This is a genomic window from Anaerobacterium chartisolvens, from assembly GCF_003337415.1.
Classification (GTDB): domain Bacteria; phylum Bacillota; class Clostridia; order Acetivibrionales; family DSM-27016; genus Anaerobacterium; species Anaerobacterium chartisolvens.
Window position 1 is genome coordinate 1 of the sequence record NZ_QPJT01000004.1, and the last position, 14,598, is coordinate 14,598.

Below are 14,598 nucleotides of genomic sequence, written 5' to 3' on the forward strand. Positions count from 1 at the left end.
TCCGTAGCCGCCATACCTGTGTTTCCTGCCGCATCAGTCAGGGTAACACTTACCGCTAGCGTCCCGTCAGTCAGCCCGCTTACATCTATTCCCGTCACCTGCTGGGTTGCCGAAGTCACCGTTCCGCTCCCCGTTACAGGCGTTCCGCCTCCGGTGCTGCCTATAGTGTAGTCGTATGTACTGCCAACCTCTGCTCCCGCAAATGTGAACGACATGGAGGCTTTATTTGAATTATTTATATATGCCTGATCTATTTCTATGGCATAGCCTATAGGCGCTGAAGTGTCCACCGTTATGGCAAAGCTCCCGCTTGCAGACCAGTTTCCCGCGTCGTCCCTCTCCTGCACATACAGCGTATGTGTTCCGTCAGACAAGCTACTTCCGGGGGTATAGTATGTATCTGTTGTCTCGGTGGCTCCTGTGCTTAAGTCACTGCTGTTAACCTTGTACCTGTATGTACCATTGCCCGCATTGACTCCCTGTGTCCAGCCCCATGTGGGAGTGGTATCATTTGTGGGTGTTGTGCCTGTTACATTGGGAGCATCTGGTGCATTTGTATTAGGCGGTAAATCCGTAGAAGCATTTTTAATCGTAAAGCTCCACAGCATAAAATACCAATGCGCAGTTGTTCCAGCACCTTTTGTGTAATAAATTCTGAAAGAATCAATAATTTTATTTTGAGATTCGGTCATGTCAATGTTGAAATTTTGATTTGTCCCATCCATAGGACTTGAATAAGCTGCTGTAGAAAATGCCTCTTCACCATTTGCATACCCCACAACATAAACATTATTATATATACCGTCCTCCCACTCGCCAACATCCACATCCTCCAATTCAAAGCTTCCAAGGCCGTTAGAGCTTGTAACATCAAAATATACTGTTTCTTCACCTGTCTGATCACCATCTTCAAGCCACGCAGAAGTTTCATCATCTCCAAACACATATTTTGATGCCTTAAGCGAAAAGTAGCCATCATTACTTGCCGCTGTATCAGTCCCGTCATAATTAAAGTATGTATTGCCAAATGTATGCATCCCACCAATAGCTATGGGGTCAGCATAGGCATTAGCTGGAATGAAAACAAAAGCTGCAGTGATGCATACAGAAAGTATAACTAAAATTGCTGATACTCTTTTTAGTTGTTGCCTTTGCACTGCCCTTTCCCCCTATCATAATTATTTATTATTAATAATCATTATATTATAATGTATGCTTCTTTGTTAAATTCACATAACACCCATGTCTAACTGATTTCATCTTAATTTTAGACATAGGTGTTATAAATTAAGCAACAATATTAAAAGCTTTTATTGCTTACACTATAGTTATTCCATATTCTTCACTGTCAACCCCGATACTGCTTGTCACATTGATAGGTATTCTTGTTGTACCTACAACTACAGGTATTGAGCTAGAAGTCTCACCGCTGATTAGATTTTGGTCACCATTTACAAGGATTGCTGCACTTGTATCCTGCGAGTAAGGCGTAATGGTAACATTTGTTATTGTATTGGGTATATCGCAATTATACTCTGTCTGACCCGTAATAATGTCTATAGTTTGCGTTGTAGGTGATTTCCCACTTTTATAGGTTACATCAACTTTTGTTAAATACGGGCTGCTTGCCCTCGTCACCGTCACAGTGTACGTTGTCTGCGAAGTACTGTCGCCTGCCGTTACCTGAACCGGAATTGCATTGCTTCCCACGTTAAGGCTGACAGGTGCAGACGGCTGACCGTTTGTTGCCGCTACTCCATTCACCTTGATTATCGCATTGCCCTGCTCGGCAGTGGGGGTCAGTGTGACGGAAGCTGTATCATATGGTACGGTGGCAGTATATGCTGTAGTATTCATGTTAAACGTAGGCTGCATTACGATACACTGCTGTGCGGTATTGTTCAGAACCAGATTTGTCAGCTTGGAGCTGTCCGGCGCCTTATAAATTTCAAGCTCCATGGCCGAAGCTAACTTGGTATTGCATCTAAGTCCCTTGCTGACATACATCCTGAAATACCTGTATGTAACTATACTGGGAAGGGTGTGATCAACTATGGCCAAACTGTTTCCGGTAACGGTATCCAAATCAGTCCATAGTGCGCTGTTGCTCATACTGCGTTCATCAGTTACGGTATTACTTCCCTGAAGCTTAAAATCCACAATGTTATAATCGGGAGAAGCCCACCCGGCCGTACTCATATTTCTGATAATCCATCTGTTGACCCTGTAAGCAACTCCCAAATCGACACATATCCATCCGGGCAAATTGCAGCAGAGCCACCTGCTCGTGGGAGCAGTGCTTCCGTTCACAGCTCTCCCGGCAGTATAAGGCAAAACACTTGAGCTTGAATAAGCAGGCCTGTTTAAAGCCAAATTAATAGCACTCATTTTTTCCACCCTCTCAAATTAATATAAATAAAATATAGACATATTATAATAACCCTTGTCATCGTATATGACTTACTATAATTATAAACAATTACCATTGAAAAATCTACACTTATTTTACTTTTAAGCGTAAAATAATATATTAGTACTATAATTGACATATTTTAATGATGATTATATAATTTATATATGTAAATAAAAATTGTCATTAAAGGAGGACTTTTTATGGATGCTATTTTGAGTCAAATTCAGTTATTTCCATTCACCTTTGAAATGATGGGCTGGATGTCCTGTCAGGGGCAAACACTCCAGATAATGCAAAATCAGGCGTTATTCTCTCTTATAGGTGCTACATACGGGGGAGACGGCAGAACTACCTTCTGCCTGCCTAACTTGAAAGGTGCGGAGCCGCTTCCGGGCACGAGGTACTACATTGCTACCGAGGGTCTTTATCCCCAAAGGCAGTAGTGTGCTGCGGCTTATTATTGAAATTTAACAAATTTTATTTTAAGAAGGGGGGATTTTTACGGATCCTATTTTGAGTCAAATTCAGCTTTTCCCATTTAATAATTTTGAAATGGAATACTGGTCATCCTGCCAAGGCCAGACGCTTCAGGTAAACCAGAATCAGGCGTTGTTTTCACTTATCGGCTTTACCTATGGAGGTAACGGCAGCACTACCTTCTGCCTGCCGGATTTGAGAGGCGCGGAGCCCATCCCCGGCATGAGATACTACATAGCTACTGCCGGACTTTATCCTCAAAGACAGTAATCTTTACGAAACACACATCCATAAGGGGGAGTCGGAAATTCCTCCCCTCCCCCTATGGCTCACAAATATGGTTCAATATCAATTCAATCTACGCTTTTACCTGACTCCAGAATATCTCTGGCTTTTTTAACCTGCTCCTCCGTTGGGCTTTCCACTCCCTCAAGTAGGTATTTTTGCCCCAGCTTATCCCACTTGAAGGCTCCCATGCTGTGATACGGAAGCACCTCTATTTTTTCGACAGTCTTAATCTGGCTTATAAATTCCGCCGCGGGCTTTAGGTCCTCTTCTCCATCGGTATACCCCGGTATAAGCACATACCTTATCCATATGGGAATCCCCTTTTGCGCCGCATAAAAGGCGAATTCCCTTATTCTGCTATTACCGACCCCGGTTATAGCCCTGTGCTTTTCGTCAACCGCATGCTTTATGTCCAGCAGTATGAGATCAGTGTAGCAAAGCAGCTCCCTCACCCTGTCCATATCCGCAAAGCCCGAGGTGTCCAAGGCTGTATGCACGCCTATCTCCCGGCACCGCTTAAACAGCTCCGCTACAAAATCCGCCTGCAGAACAGGTTCCCCCCCTGTAACCGTTATGCCTCCCCCGGAGGCTTTGATATAATTCATATATTTGCTTACCTGATCTATAATTTCATCCACGGTATACTGCTTTCCACCCAACGGATCCCATGTATCCCTGTTATGGCAGTACAGACACCTGAGAGGACATCCCTGCATGAACACCACAAACCTTATTCCCGGCCCGTCCACCGTACCGAAGGTTTCAAAGGAATGCACCCTCCCGTAAAGCTCTTTATTCCCAGTCATTGCTCCAACCCCACTTTAATCTATATTTTTTCGTGTATCGTCCTGTTTATTACATCAAGCTGTTGCTTTCGCGAAAGCCTTACAAAATTAACGGCATATCCCGAAACCCTTATTGTGAGTTGAGGATACTTTTCGGGATGCTCCATGGCATCTAACAGCGTTTCCTTTTCAAATACGTTTATATTTATATGATGCCCGCCGTCCTTAAAATATCCGTCCAGCAACGCAGAAAGGTTTTTTATCCTTGTATCCTCATCCCTGCCCAGAGCCCTTGGTATAATGGAAAAGGTGTATGATATCCCATCCTGGGCATATTCATAAGGAAGCCGTGAAATGCTTTTAAGCACCGCAAGAGCCCCGTTAATATCTCTTCCGTGCATGGGATTTGCCCCCGGAGCAAGAGGCTCCCCTGTTTTTCTCCCGTCAGGCGTATTCCCTGTCTTCTCTCCATATACGACATTTGATGTTATGGTAAGAATAGATAAGGTTGGCATCGCTCCCCTGTAAGTCCTCTGCTTCCTGAGCTTATCCATGAACACCTTTACAAGCATTGTAGCAATAGAGTCAACCGCCTCGTCATTGTTTCCGTATTTGGGATAATCGCCCTCCACCTTAAAATCCACCACAAGCCCTTCAGAATTTCTTATTGCCTTAACTTTTGCATATTTTATCGCGCTTAAAGAGTCTGTCACCACCGACAGCCCCGCAACACCGCAAGCCATTGTCCTGAATACCTCTCTGTCGTGCAGCGCCATTTGAAGCCTTTCATAGCAATATTTGTCGTGCATGGAATGTATGATATTCAGTGTATTCATATAGAGCCTCGCAACCCAGTCCAGCACCATGTTAAGCCTGTCCTTCACATCGTCATACTCAAGGTACTCGCCTTCAACCGCCGAAAATCTGGGCGCCACCTGTATGCCCGACATCTCATCCCTTCCGCCGTTTATTGCATACAGCAGTGCTTTTGCAAGGTTGCACCTTGCCCCGAAAAACTGCATCTGCTTGCCCAGCCTCATTGCCGACACGCAGCACGCTATTGCATAGTCGTCCCCCCAATGATGCCGCATTATATCGTCACTTTCATACTGTATGGAGCTGGTATGGATAGACACCCTTGCACAGAATTTCTTAAATTCCGACGGCAGATTCACAGACCACAGCACTGTCATGTTGGGTTCTGGAGCTGGGCCAAGATTGAACAGTGTGGTTAACATCCTAAAGGATGATTTTGTTACAAGAGTCCTCCCGTCCAAGCTCATGCCTCCTATGCTTTCCGTCACCCACGTGGGATCTCCGCTAAAGAGCTTTTCATATTCCGGAGTCCTCAAAAATCTCACTATGCGCAGCTTTATTACCAGTTGGTCTATAAGCTCCTGTGCCTGCGCTTCATCCAGCCTTCCGGCTTTTAAGTCCCTCTCTGTATATATGTCGAGGAAGGTGGAAATCCTGCCTATGCTCATGGCTGCACCGTTCTGCTCCTTCACCGCGGCAAGATATGCAAAATACAGCCACTGCACAGCCTCGGAAGCATTTTCCGCGGGACGGGACACATCGAAGCCGTAGCCTGCCGCCATACTCTTAAGCAGCTTAAGAGCCTTTATTTGTTCACTTATTTCCTCTCTGTTTCTTATGGTGTCCGAATCAATATAGTCATACTCCAAGCTTTCCATTTCGTAATTTTTTTCGTGTATAAGCCTGTCAACGCCATATAGAGGCACTCTCCTGTAATCTCCTATTATTCTCCCTCTCCCGTAGGCATCGGGAAGCCCCGTAATTATTCCCGCCTTTTTGGCTCTGCGCATTTCGGGGGTATATACGTCATATACGCCTTCATTATGAGTCTTTCTAAAGCTTGTGAATATCTCAAGCACATCGGGGTCCACCCTTTTGCCGTATGCCTCACAGCCCTTCTCAATCATGCGTATTCCGCCAAAGGGCATTATCGCACGCTTAAGAGGCTCATCAGTCTGAAGGCCCACCACCTTTTCCAGTTCCTTATTAATATATCCGGGACGGTGAGAGCTTATGGTGGAAATTGTATGTGTGTCCACATCAAGCACTCCCCCCTTCTCCCGCTCCATTTTCAGCAATACCTTCACCTGCTCCCACAGCTTTTGCGTGGACTGTGAAGGGCCGCACAGAAAGCTGTCATCCCCCTCATAGGGAGTATAATTTAGCTGTATAAAATCCCTGACATCTATTTCGGTACACCAGTTGCCTTGTTTAAATCCCTTCCACGCCTCCATGCTCATAAGTCACCCTTTCTTAGAAAAAAATATAGTACGGCTTAAGCCTTACTATATTTATACCCTTGTATGGGAGATTTAATGTTAAATATTATTGGGAAACATTCGTACGGAACACCCCCTGTGGTGTTCCGCCACGGGGGGCGTTCCCTACAATGGCCTTCCTGTCCCCTTAAAACGCTGCACCATGTTTTTTAATACGCTCATGTCTTCAAAATAATCTATGTTGTATGTGATGCGCTCCTCCCGGGGAACAGTCATTATTTCCAGATTGTCCGCTCCGTTTGGAAAGCATCTGTACTCATAGTATTTTTTGTTACCGTCTGCGTCAACGGCATCCACCCATATGAATGTGGGGAATTCCATCAGTGCCCCCGCTATTCCCTCCTCGGTCTGTACGTCCTTTCCGTTTACACTCAGTATTACATCTCCACGCTTCATCCCCATTCTATGTGCATGGCTTCCGACAGGTATATCAAATACCTTTACTCCTCTTCTTACCGTTTCAAACAACGGCCGCCCGTTCTTCTCCCTATGCTTCCCGTAAATTATTATTCCCTCGTGCCCCGCAATGGCAAAAACCGCACCTATTATTTTAAATACATGCAGGTACACGGAAGCCCATGCAACAATTAACAGAATAATGCTGTAGATTAAAAGCCTTCCCGCAGTTTCACGGCTTTTTTTATCGGGCTCCTTTGTAATACAAACATCGGAGTAACCAAGCACAGCGGCTATGCATCCCAGCCCAAGGCTTGACGCAGCACCTGCGGCTTCAGGTTTGAACGGCATCCAGCCCCCGCCTGCAATAATATCCAGCAGCGATTGTCCAGTAGCTCCCGGAAGGAATGTCAGAAGCACTACCGGCACAGGCCAAAACCTCTGTGTAAAAAAGGCTCCCACTATGCCACTCTTGTGCTTAATAAGCACTGGAATCGTGTATTTCCCCGGGCTTGCATATATCATTGCACTTTCCACAATGTGCAGTATGGCAATCAACGCCAGTATTGAGGAAGCATCGGAGCTCTTAAACCCCAAAACGGTATTAATCAGAGCCAGTATTCCCCCCGCATAGGCAATGCATAAATACCTTATATTTATAAGCCTCAGAATAATCAATATAAGCACCATGTATTCATATGACCTTGAATCAACAGTGATACCCCCGACAACAGAAAAAAAGCTTGCTATAAAGCCCGCCACCGCCCCAAAAAGCACCGACTCTTTTACCAAATCTCTTACTGTCCCTACAGGCTTTACAAAGCGGCCATCCTCAAGCATTTTATATTTTTCATATTGATCCCTTATTACATATACAAGCATTGCATAAACAACAAGAAATATAAAATTCAGCAAAAAGGAACTTGCCAATTGAGCAGCTATGGCAGAGGCTATTTCTAATAATGCCAATGAAGGTCCACTCCTATCATGGAAAAATATTTTATGACGTTAATGCTGTGAGTTTCCCATACCGCTTATATTATACCATATTTTATTCTTTAATACATTTTCAAAATGCATATTTTGCCCGCCTTATTGCTTGCGGCAGGTATACCCCTGGGTTTATAATGATATATAATATAAGCAACATTAAACTTTTGGAGGTAGACCTATGAACAGAGTGAAAAAAGTTCTTATTAACCTTGTTCTTCCCTTAATTGTAATATTCATATTGTTTACGTACAACCTCTTTCTGGGTATAGCCGGAATTTTGGCATACATTGCCTATATAGCCTATACCATCAGAACGGCAATATTTGTTTTTCTAGGGAACATAAGATACTCAAAGGGAGACTTAAAGGGCTCGTCAGAATACTTAAGAAGGGCCTATATCACAGGGAAATGCAAGCCTGCCACTACCGCCTCCTATGCCTATCTCCTTCTGAAGTCAGGAAATATTGAGGAATCGGAAAAAATACTTGAGCGCCTCGCGGCATCCGATATCAGCAGTGACGATAAAATGCTTGTAAAGTCCAATCTTGCGCTGGTATACTGGAAAAAGGGCATGATAGACGAGGCTGTGGATATGCTTACGGAGGTGTTTGAGAGCTATAGAAATACTACCGTATACGGAAGCCTGGGCTATATGCTTATACTGAAGGGAGATCTGGAAAGGGCGTTAACCTTCAATTTGGAGGCATATGACTATAACGGCAGCAATCACGTCATACTTGACAATCTTGGACAAACCTACTATCTTAGAGGAGAATATGAAAAGTCGCTTGAGATTTTTGAAAAGCTGGTATCCCAAAAGCCCTCCAGCCCCAGTACATACTACAACTATGGTCTGCTTTTAGACAAGCTCGGCAGGCCTGCCGACGCTTTGGAAAACCTCAAAAAAGCGCTGGGCTATAATATAACCTTCCTAAGTGCCGTGACAGAGGATGAAATAAAGGACAAAATCAGCGATATAGAAAAAAGGATGGGCTGATACGGAAATGCAAGAGGGAGGTGTCTGCCAGTATAGATAATCCTCCCATGCTTCATCAAACCAAACTTTTCTCATCACTTTTCCTCTATAGGCTCGTGCTCTTTACCTTTCCCTGCATTTAAAGCCTCCATTCCCCGGCGTAAGTGTTTTAAATTACTTTCGCTGTAAAACGGGTCGTCACTGGCGGCAATTTCAAAGGGAATACGTCTTTCACGTAAAACAGCCCTAGCAAATAGGTTTATTGCAACCGATGTATTCATCCCAACATCTGCACAAAAAGCATCGAACTGTTTTTTTACGTCTTCATCCATACGAATACTTAATGTCGTTTGTGCCACAATGTAACACTCCTTTCGCTATTAGTATATACATTGTATCACAAATTAATGTATATGTAAATGCAAATCCGCAATGCTATTATGATTTCACAAGCAGTCATCACTATCGGTAAATTACATATCAAGTGTTATACCCCATGGCGCCCCCTTTTTTCTACACTCACCGAAGGTTTATCTTCTTCTGTTCACCAGCTCCATTACCAGTGCAGCTAAAAGTGCAGCGGCAAATACTGCCGCAGAGATCATTGCCATTATAAAGTTCCCCAGAGCCCCAAAACCCTCCGAAAAGCTCATGGCCTTTATATAGAACCCGAGAGCTGTACTCGCGGCAATCCCTGCAGGGATATATTTTAAAATCCTTCTGCTCTTCATCCGTATTCCCAAAAAACATGCCGCACCTGCAAAAATTACTGCAAATAGTACTATTATAAAAATAACCATTTTGCTTGTTCTCCTTTCATGATCCGAGCCGGGACATTCATATCTCCGTTCTGTGCGTCAGAGGCAAATTCCGTTGCATAGTACTAATTGCGTTTGTTTACCGTTTTTTTATCAATCAGTGTCATGATATTGTTTATGGTGCTGAAGTTCTTTAAATCCAGCTCGTCATTATCAATTTCAATTTCAAAGCTTTGTTCGACAAAATTCACAAGCTTCATTGCAAACAGTGAATTCACAAACCTCAGCTCAAAATAATTGTCATCGTCTCCCAGCTTGACATTGTCCTCGTCTATTGACAAATTCTCCATAATAAATTTTCTTATCTCATTTCTGCAATCCATTTTTATCGCTCCTTACCACCCAGTATTTATAGAAATTTCAATGTAATGGGGAAAACCCTGTATACTCTCATATGTATTTATAGAAGCCTTTCCCGCTTTTCCTGCCCAGGCAGCCCGCGTCTACCATCTTCTTAAGCAATGGGCAGCACCTGTATTTAGAATCCTGATAGCTCTCGTAGAGTACCTCCAGAGAATCGACAACGGTGTCCAGGCCTATTAAATCGGCAGTCTCCAGAGGGCCCATTTTATGGCTGAAGCCATGCTTCATAATATTGTCAACCTGCTCCGCCGTTGCAATACCGTCCTGAACAATAAACGCCGCCTCATTCATGAAAAGGTGCGAAAGGCGGTTGGAAACAAATCCCGCCAGATCATCTATTACAATAGGGTTTTTCCCCAGTGTCTTTAAGAATGAAACTACCTCGCCTTCCGTTTCCTCCGATGTATGCCATCCCCTTATCACCTCCACCATTTTCTTAAGTGGAACGGGATTCATTAAATGTGTACCTATAACCCTCTTGGGATCAGGCAAATATGAAGCCAGCTTTGTAATGGAAATACAGCTTGTATTCAGAGCAAAGAAAGCTTCTCTTCCGCACATTTCAGACAGGTTCCCATATTCTTCAATCTTTTTGCCGATATCCTCACTGATATTCTCAATGATAATATACGCCTTGTCGATACCCCCATAATCTGCCTTAAGGGTTATCCTGCTTAAAATATCGTCAAGCCCCACGGAAGAATACTCCCTGTTCATCATGCAGGCTGAGCGGTATTCATATTTCATTCTCTTTTCCGCCTTTTCCAGAGCCTCGGCGGAAATATCCTTTAAAATAACGCTGTATCCGTGTCTTGCCACATCCAGCGCTGTCGCGCAGCCCATAACGCCCGCTCCTATAATGGCTATAATCTTATTATCCATGCCTCTTTATCCCCCTCTTCTTTTATCAATTTAAGTAATACTATGTCATATTGATAGCAGAAAGTAATTTCTGTAGGGTAATTTTTTAGACCCGTAAGGAATACATCTGAGGAAAGCGCATTTATGCTCGTTCCCTAAAGACTTTTCCCTCAAATGCGTCTTTCCGATGCTGTTAAAAATTATCCCGGAAGATATTACTTTCTTAACTGTCATAGTACCGTTAAGCCATTTCATCATATGCTTCCTTTGTTTCCCTCAACGCCGCGCCAACCCTTTCCCGGAACCACTCCACATCCTCCATGCTTATGGAAATATTGGGGTATATCCTTGAAAAGGTTGAAACAAGAATTCCGTTTTTAGAAAGATTATTATTTAAAATTATATCGAGAGTCATTATGTCATAGGTATAATCGCAAGTGTTTTCTATCACATCCTCGCAGCAGTGAAAGGCCGCACAGCCCGGAGGCCCCTGAATTACAAGCGGAAGCCCTGCCTTAGCCGCCTCGGACCTCATTACATCATGCATAAGCTCTATTTTTTCATTCATTCCTGCTATAGCCCGCCCATTATTCCGGCTGAGTATTTCAAGGGTAGCCTTAACTGCCGCTGTCCCCAGCGGGTATCCGTTAAACGTTCCGGCGTGTATGACCTTCTTATCCGTCAAAAGCTGCATAATCTCTTTTTTGCCCGCCAGTGCCGAAACAGGAACTCCGCCTCCGGCAATTGCCTTGCCCAATGTAGTTATATCAGGTATAACGCCAAACTCCTTCTGAGCGCCGCCCAAGCCCATGCGGAAGCCCGTTATAATCTCATCGAAAATGAGTACGGCGTTATATTTATCGCACAGCTCCCTCACCCTTTTCAAATACCCCGGCGCAGGCATTACACTTCCCCCGTTTACACAAACCGGCTCGGTAATCACCGCCGCAATTTCGTCACCTTTTTTTATAAGCAGCTCCTCCAAAACAGAAGCGTCATTCCATGGCAGAAGGTATGACTGGCTTTCCAGCGACTCGTGCGCACGCCCCGCCGTCCCCTTTATATCTCCTATAAAATCCGACGGAACGGGCTCGCCTTTTCTTGGAGCCCTTCCTCCCATTATATTGTCGGCATTTCCATGATAGTGTCCTTCAAACCTGACAAAACGATTCTTTCCCGTCCACGCCCTTGCTAAGCGGAGTGCGTTTTGGACAATTTCGGTGCCCGACAGGCCAAAGCGTATCATTTCAGCCGACGGTACGTATCTGGCAACCAGCTCCATGGCCTCGGCGTCGATATCACAGTGGCTGACGGAAAGAATCCTGTCAATGGTTTCTTTCAAGCACTCATTATATTCCTCATTCCCGTGGCCGATGATTAATGCTCCGAACCTCGCGTACAAGTCGAGGTACTCATTTCCGTCAATATCCCAAACCCGGCTGTCATTGGCTTTTATGAAATGAAGAGGAGTCTCCTGCCACGGAAGGTTAAAATTATAGTGAACACCACCGGGCAGGTATTGCTTCACCCTGTTGTTATACTCTATATTCCTTTGAGATATCATTCTGCTACCCCCTTTTAATATGCTCCAGTATTTTCTTTGCGTCTTGTTCATCTTCAAAGGCAAGAGTCTCGGGCAGCTCGGGATTCTCGCGTATGAGGTTTCTCATTATAACCTGAGGCCCGATATCCACCAGCAGCTCCACCCCGGCATTGCACATTTGCTTAAGCGACTGATTCCAGAGGACAGGCAGAACAAGCTGGCTGCCAAGAATGCCGGGAATGCTGTCTGCGGTGTCTATTAACCTTCCTGTAACGGTAGACCATATGTTGAACTTTGGCTGCTTAAAGCTTATGCCGTTAAGAGCCTCACGGAGCTCCGGCCTTATGAACGTCATAAGCTCACTGTGATAAGGCGCGTCAGCCTTCATCGGTATCATTCTAAATGGAATAAATTCCGCGCCGTGCTTATCCGCCTCCTTGTCAAGGGCCTTAAGCGCGGCTTGAGTTCCGGCAACAATAAACTGCCTTGGAGAATTGTACCCCGATATTGTTATATACTCAACTAATGCTATTGACTCAATAATACCCTCCAGAATATGCAGCTCCATGTCGGTTACAATTCCCGATCTCCCCCGCTTCTCCTCCATTGCGCGGTGCATAAGCCTTCCTCTCTTTCCGACATACGACAGCCCCTGCTCAAACGACAGCGATCCCGCCGCAATGAGGGCGGAAATCTCGCCTAAGCTGTGCCCAACGGCATAAGAGGGCATTACCCCTGTTTGATGCTCAAATACGCGAAACAGTGCATAACTGGCAATTACCACCGCAGGCTGTGCATTTTGTGAAAGCGTCAGCTCCTCAATTCGCCCGTCCAATATCATCGAACGGATATCAAAACACATTATTTCATTGGCCTCACGGAAAATCTTATCTACATCGGAGAACTCCTTAATCAGCTTTCCGCACATTCCTATGTACTGGCTTCCCTGTCCGGGAAACAGTATTGCAAGCTTCATGTTCTATCTCCTTTTATAATATCGCTGCAGCCCGAAGCTGGAAATCATCTCCTGCTGCATTTGGGAGGATCCCTCTATAACCTCCAGCACCTTCGCTTCCCTGTACAGCCTCTCCACGGGGTACTCGCTTAGAAAGCCGTTTCCTCCGTGTACCTGCAGGGCGTCATTCGCAACGTCCACAGCCACCTTGGACGCGAAATACTTTGCCATGGTTGTCTCCATTACCGCATCGGGGTCCTTTTGCTTGCGCAGTTCACCCGCCTTTAAGGCAAGCGCTCTGGCTGCGTGGGTTTTGGTAACGGCATCCCCTATCATTCCGCGGATAAGCTGGAAGCTTCTCAGCTTTTCATTGAACTGTGTACGGGTGCGGGAATACGATACCATCGCCTCCAGTGCCTCCTGAGCAATCGCCACACCTGCCCACGCTATGCTGTAGCGTCCGCAATCAAGAGATGTTGAAACAATATACTCGAAGCCTAAGTTGATTTTTCCAAGCACATTTTCCTTTGGAACCCTTACATTGTTTAAATAAAGCTCCGCAATACAGGTGGCGCGGGCAGCCATCATCCCCTCTATCTGCTTTGTTTCAAAACCGGGGAAAGCCCTCTCCACTAAAAATGCCGTACTTCTGCCTTTATTTGCCGCAATAATAATGAAGAGGTCGGCTAAATGTCCGAAGGTAATCCATCTTTTAGTGCCGTTAATCACATAGCAGTCATCTTCTTCATGCCAGCTTGTCTTTATATTCTTGGCATCGGAGCCTATATCCGGCTCCGACAGGCCAAACGCCCCGATAGCCTCACCCCTTGCCAGACGGGGCAGCCACTTGTTCTTCTGCTCTTCCGTGCCAAAGCGCACCAATGTCTCTCCCACAAGAGATGTATGTACGGTAATAAGGCTTCTTGTTGCGGTACACGCCTTTCCAAACACCTCTGTAAACAGTCCGTAGTACACGGGATCAAGCTCAAGGCCTCCGTACTGCTTTGGAAGAGCAGCCGCCAGATACCCCTTTGCCGCCATTTTGTCTATAAGCTCCCTTGGTATGCCTTTGTTTTCCTCAAAGCATTTTACATAAGGGCGTATTTCCTGATTCACAAAAGCCTCTGCTTCATCCACTATTTTTCTCTGCTCTAAATCACAGCTCATCATACAGCCTCCTCCCTGCACTCATATAGATACCCTGCAAATGCGGATATGGTTTTATATTCGAACATAGCGACGGGTGAAATATCTATGTCCAGCTTCTTTCTTATCCTGTTAATAATTTTTAATGCCTGTATGGATGAAACGCCTATTTTCAAAAGGTTGGTCTCTTCATCTATGGAATCGGCATCCTGCATCAATATTGCGCCAATTTCAGATTTTATTGTCATAATAATATCTTCCTTGCTCAT

The 14,598-nt window shown here is 44.9% G+C and carries 16 protein-coding genes; 3 read left to right on the top strand and 13 right to left on the bottom strand.

Annotation, left to right across the window (positions count from 1 at the left end; all coding sequences use genetic code 11):
* Window positions 1-1,157, bottom strand: a 1,157-nt coding sequence (locus DFR58_RS04320) for an Ig-like domain-containing protein (protein WP_207659123.1), incomplete at its 3' end; no start/stop codon positions are given.
* 160 nt (window positions 1,158-1,317) lie between these two features.
* A complete protein-coding gene (locus tag DFR58_RS04325) occupies window positions 1,318-2,388 on the bottom strand; it encodes a cadherin-like beta sandwich domain-containing protein (RefSeq protein ID WP_114296588.1) in 1,071 nt (356 codons plus the stop codon).
* A 225-nt stretch (window positions 2,389-2,613) separates the two neighbouring features.
* Between DFR58_RS04325 and DFR58_RS04330 the strand changes: the two genes are divergently transcribed.
* Together DFR58_RS04330 and DFR58_RS04335 are read left to right on the top strand one after the other, a co-directional pair.
* Window positions 2,614-2,856, top strand: coding sequence for a phage tail protein (locus DFR58_RS04330; protein WP_114296589.1), 243 nt, complete (start codon window positions 2,614-2,616; stop codon window positions 2,854-2,856).
* 70 nt (window positions 2,857-2,926) lie between these two features.
* Window positions 2,927-3,160, top strand: a complete 234-nt coding sequence (locus tag DFR58_RS04335) for a phage tail protein (protein WP_278278797.1) — start codon at window positions 2,927-2,929, stop codon at window positions 3,158-3,160.
* Between the two features lie 83 nt (window positions 3,161-3,243).
* Here the strand turns inward: DFR58_RS04335 and pflA are convergent, their stop codons facing one another.
* The 3 genes from pflA to DFR58_RS04350 form a co-directional block, all read right to left on the bottom strand.
* Window positions 3,244-3,984, bottom strand: coding sequence for a pyruvate formate-lyase-activating protein (gene pflA / locus DFR58_RS04340; RefSeq protein ID WP_114296590.1), 741 nt, complete (start codon window positions 3,982-3,984; stop codon window positions 3,244-3,246).
* Window positions 3,985-4,004: 20 nt separating this feature from the next.
* Entirely contained in the window at window positions 4,005-6,233 is a 2,229-nt protein-coding gene (pflB, locus tag DFR58_RS04345; RefSeq protein ID WP_114296784.1) for a formate C-acetyltransferase, read from the bottom strand.
* 150 nt (window positions 6,234-6,383) lie between these two features.
* Complete coding sequence (locus DFR58_RS04350; RefSeq protein ID WP_114296591.1) at window positions 6,384-7,643, bottom strand: PDZ domain-containing protein; 1,260 nt, start codon at window positions 7,641-7,643, stop codon at window positions 6,384-6,386.
* A gap of 202 nt (window positions 7,644-7,845) precedes the next feature.
* Between DFR58_RS04350 and DFR58_RS04360 the strand changes: the two genes are divergently transcribed.
* A complete protein-coding gene (locus tag DFR58_RS04360; protein ID WP_114296593.1) occupies window positions 7,846-8,664 on the top strand; it encodes a tetratricopeptide repeat protein in 819 nt (272 codons plus the stop codon).
* Between the two features lie 74 nt (window positions 8,665-8,738).
* Here DFR58_RS04360 and DFR58_RS04365 read toward each other — a convergent pair whose 3' ends face one another.
* The 8 genes from DFR58_RS04365 to DFR58_RS04405 form a co-directional block, all read right to left on the bottom strand.
* Window positions 8,739-9,002 carry a type II toxin-antitoxin system RelB/DinJ family antitoxin gene (locus DFR58_RS04365; RefSeq protein ID WP_114296594.1) on the bottom strand — a complete coding sequence of 88 codons (264 nt, stop codon included), beginning with the start codon at window positions 9,000-9,002 and terminating at the stop codon, window positions 8,739-8,741.
* Window positions 9,003-9,173: 171 nt separating this feature from the next.
* The gene (locus DFR58_RS04370; RefSeq protein ID WP_114296595.1) at window positions 9,174-9,443 is read right to left on the bottom strand and encodes a hypothetical protein; all 270 of its coding nucleotides are present in this window, start codon (window positions 9,441-9,443) and stop codon (window positions 9,174-9,176) included.
* Window positions 9,444-9,526: 83 nt separating this feature from the next.
* Window positions 9,527-9,784 (bottom strand): acyl carrier protein, encoded by a 258-nt coding sequence (locus DFR58_RS04375; protein ID WP_114296596.1) that lies wholly within the window; start codon window positions 9,782-9,784, stop codon window positions 9,527-9,529.
* Between the two features lie 67 nt (window positions 9,785-9,851).
* Entirely contained in the window at window positions 9,852-10,706 is an 855-nt protein-coding gene (locus tag DFR58_RS04380) for a 3-hydroxyacyl-CoA dehydrogenase family protein (RefSeq protein WP_114296597.1), read from the bottom strand.
* A 220-nt stretch (window positions 10,707-10,926) separates the two neighbouring features.
* A complete protein-coding gene (locus DFR58_RS04390) occupies window positions 10,927-12,249 on the bottom strand; it encodes an aspartate aminotransferase family protein (protein WP_114296599.1) in 1,323 nt (440 codons plus the stop codon).
* 4 nt (window positions 12,250-12,253) lie between these two features.
* Window positions 12,254-13,204: an ACP S-malonyltransferase gene (locus DFR58_RS04395; RefSeq protein WP_114296600.1), complete on the bottom strand. Its 951-nt coding sequence runs from the start codon at window positions 13,202-13,204 to the stop codon at window positions 12,254-12,256.
* Between the two features lie 3 nt (window positions 13,205-13,207).
* Window positions 13,208-14,353 (bottom strand): acyl-CoA dehydrogenase family protein, encoded by a 1,146-nt coding sequence (locus DFR58_RS04400; RefSeq protein ID WP_114296601.1) that lies wholly within the window; start codon window positions 14,351-14,353, stop codon window positions 13,208-13,210.
* Window positions 14,350-14,598 carry an acyl carrier protein gene (locus DFR58_RS04405; RefSeq protein WP_114296602.1) on the bottom strand — a complete coding sequence of 83 codons (249 nt, stop codon included), beginning with the start codon at window positions 14,596-14,598 and terminating at the stop codon, window positions 14,350-14,352. The genes DFR58_RS04400 and DFR58_RS04405 overlap by 4 nt, the downstream gene beginning before the upstream one ends.

What these genes read in the sequence shown, in the direction of transcription:
- pflB (WP_114296784.1), bottom strand. Translation starts at nt 6,233, where the DNA reads ATGGAGGCGTGGAAGGGATTTAAACAAGGCAACTGGTGTACCGAAATA.
- pflA (WP_114296590.1), bottom strand. Translation starts at nt 3,984, where the DNA reads ATGACTGGGAATAAAGAGCTTTACGGGAGGGTGCATTCCTTTGAAACC.
- DFR58_RS04370 (WP_114296595.1), bottom strand. Translation starts at nt 9,443, where the DNA reads ATGGTTATTTTTATAATAGTACTATTTGCAGTAATTTTTGCAGGTGCG.
- DFR58_RS04325 (WP_114296588.1), bottom strand. Translation starts at nt 2,388, where the DNA reads ATGAGTGCTATTAATTTGGCTTTAAACAGGCCTGCTTATTCAAGCTCA.
- DFR58_RS04330 (WP_114296589.1), top strand. Translation starts at nt 2,614, where the DNA reads ATGGATGCTATTTTGAGTCAAATTCAGTTATTTCCATTCACCTTTGAA.
- DFR58_RS04360 (WP_114296593.1), top strand. Translation starts at nt 7,846, where the DNA reads ATGAACAGAGTGAAAAAAGTTCTTATTAACCTTGTTCTTCCCTTAATT.
- DFR58_RS04390 (WP_114296599.1), bottom strand. Translation starts at nt 12,249, where the DNA reads ATGATATCTCAAAGGAATATAGAGTATAACAACAGGGTGAAGCAATAC.
- DFR58_RS04380 (WP_114296597.1), bottom strand. Translation starts at nt 10,706, where the DNA reads ATGGATAATAAGATTATAGCCATTATAGGAGCGGGCGTTATGGGCTGC.
- DFR58_RS04395 (WP_114296600.1), bottom strand. Translation starts at nt 13,204, where the DNA reads ATGAAGCTTGCAATACTGTTTCCCGGACAGGGAAGCCAGTACATAGGA.
- DFR58_RS04375 (WP_114296596.1), bottom strand. Translation starts at nt 9,784, where the DNA reads ATGGATTGCAGAAATGAGATAAGAAAATTTATTATGGAGAATTTGTCA.
- DFR58_RS04400 (WP_114296601.1), bottom strand. Translation starts at nt 14,353, where the DNA reads ATGATGAGCTGTGATTTAGAGCAGAGAAAAATAGTGGATGAAGCAGAG.
- DFR58_RS04405 (WP_114296602.1), bottom strand. Translation starts at nt 14,598, where the DNA reads ATGAGCAAGGAAGATATTATTATGACAATAAAATCTGAAATTGGCGCA.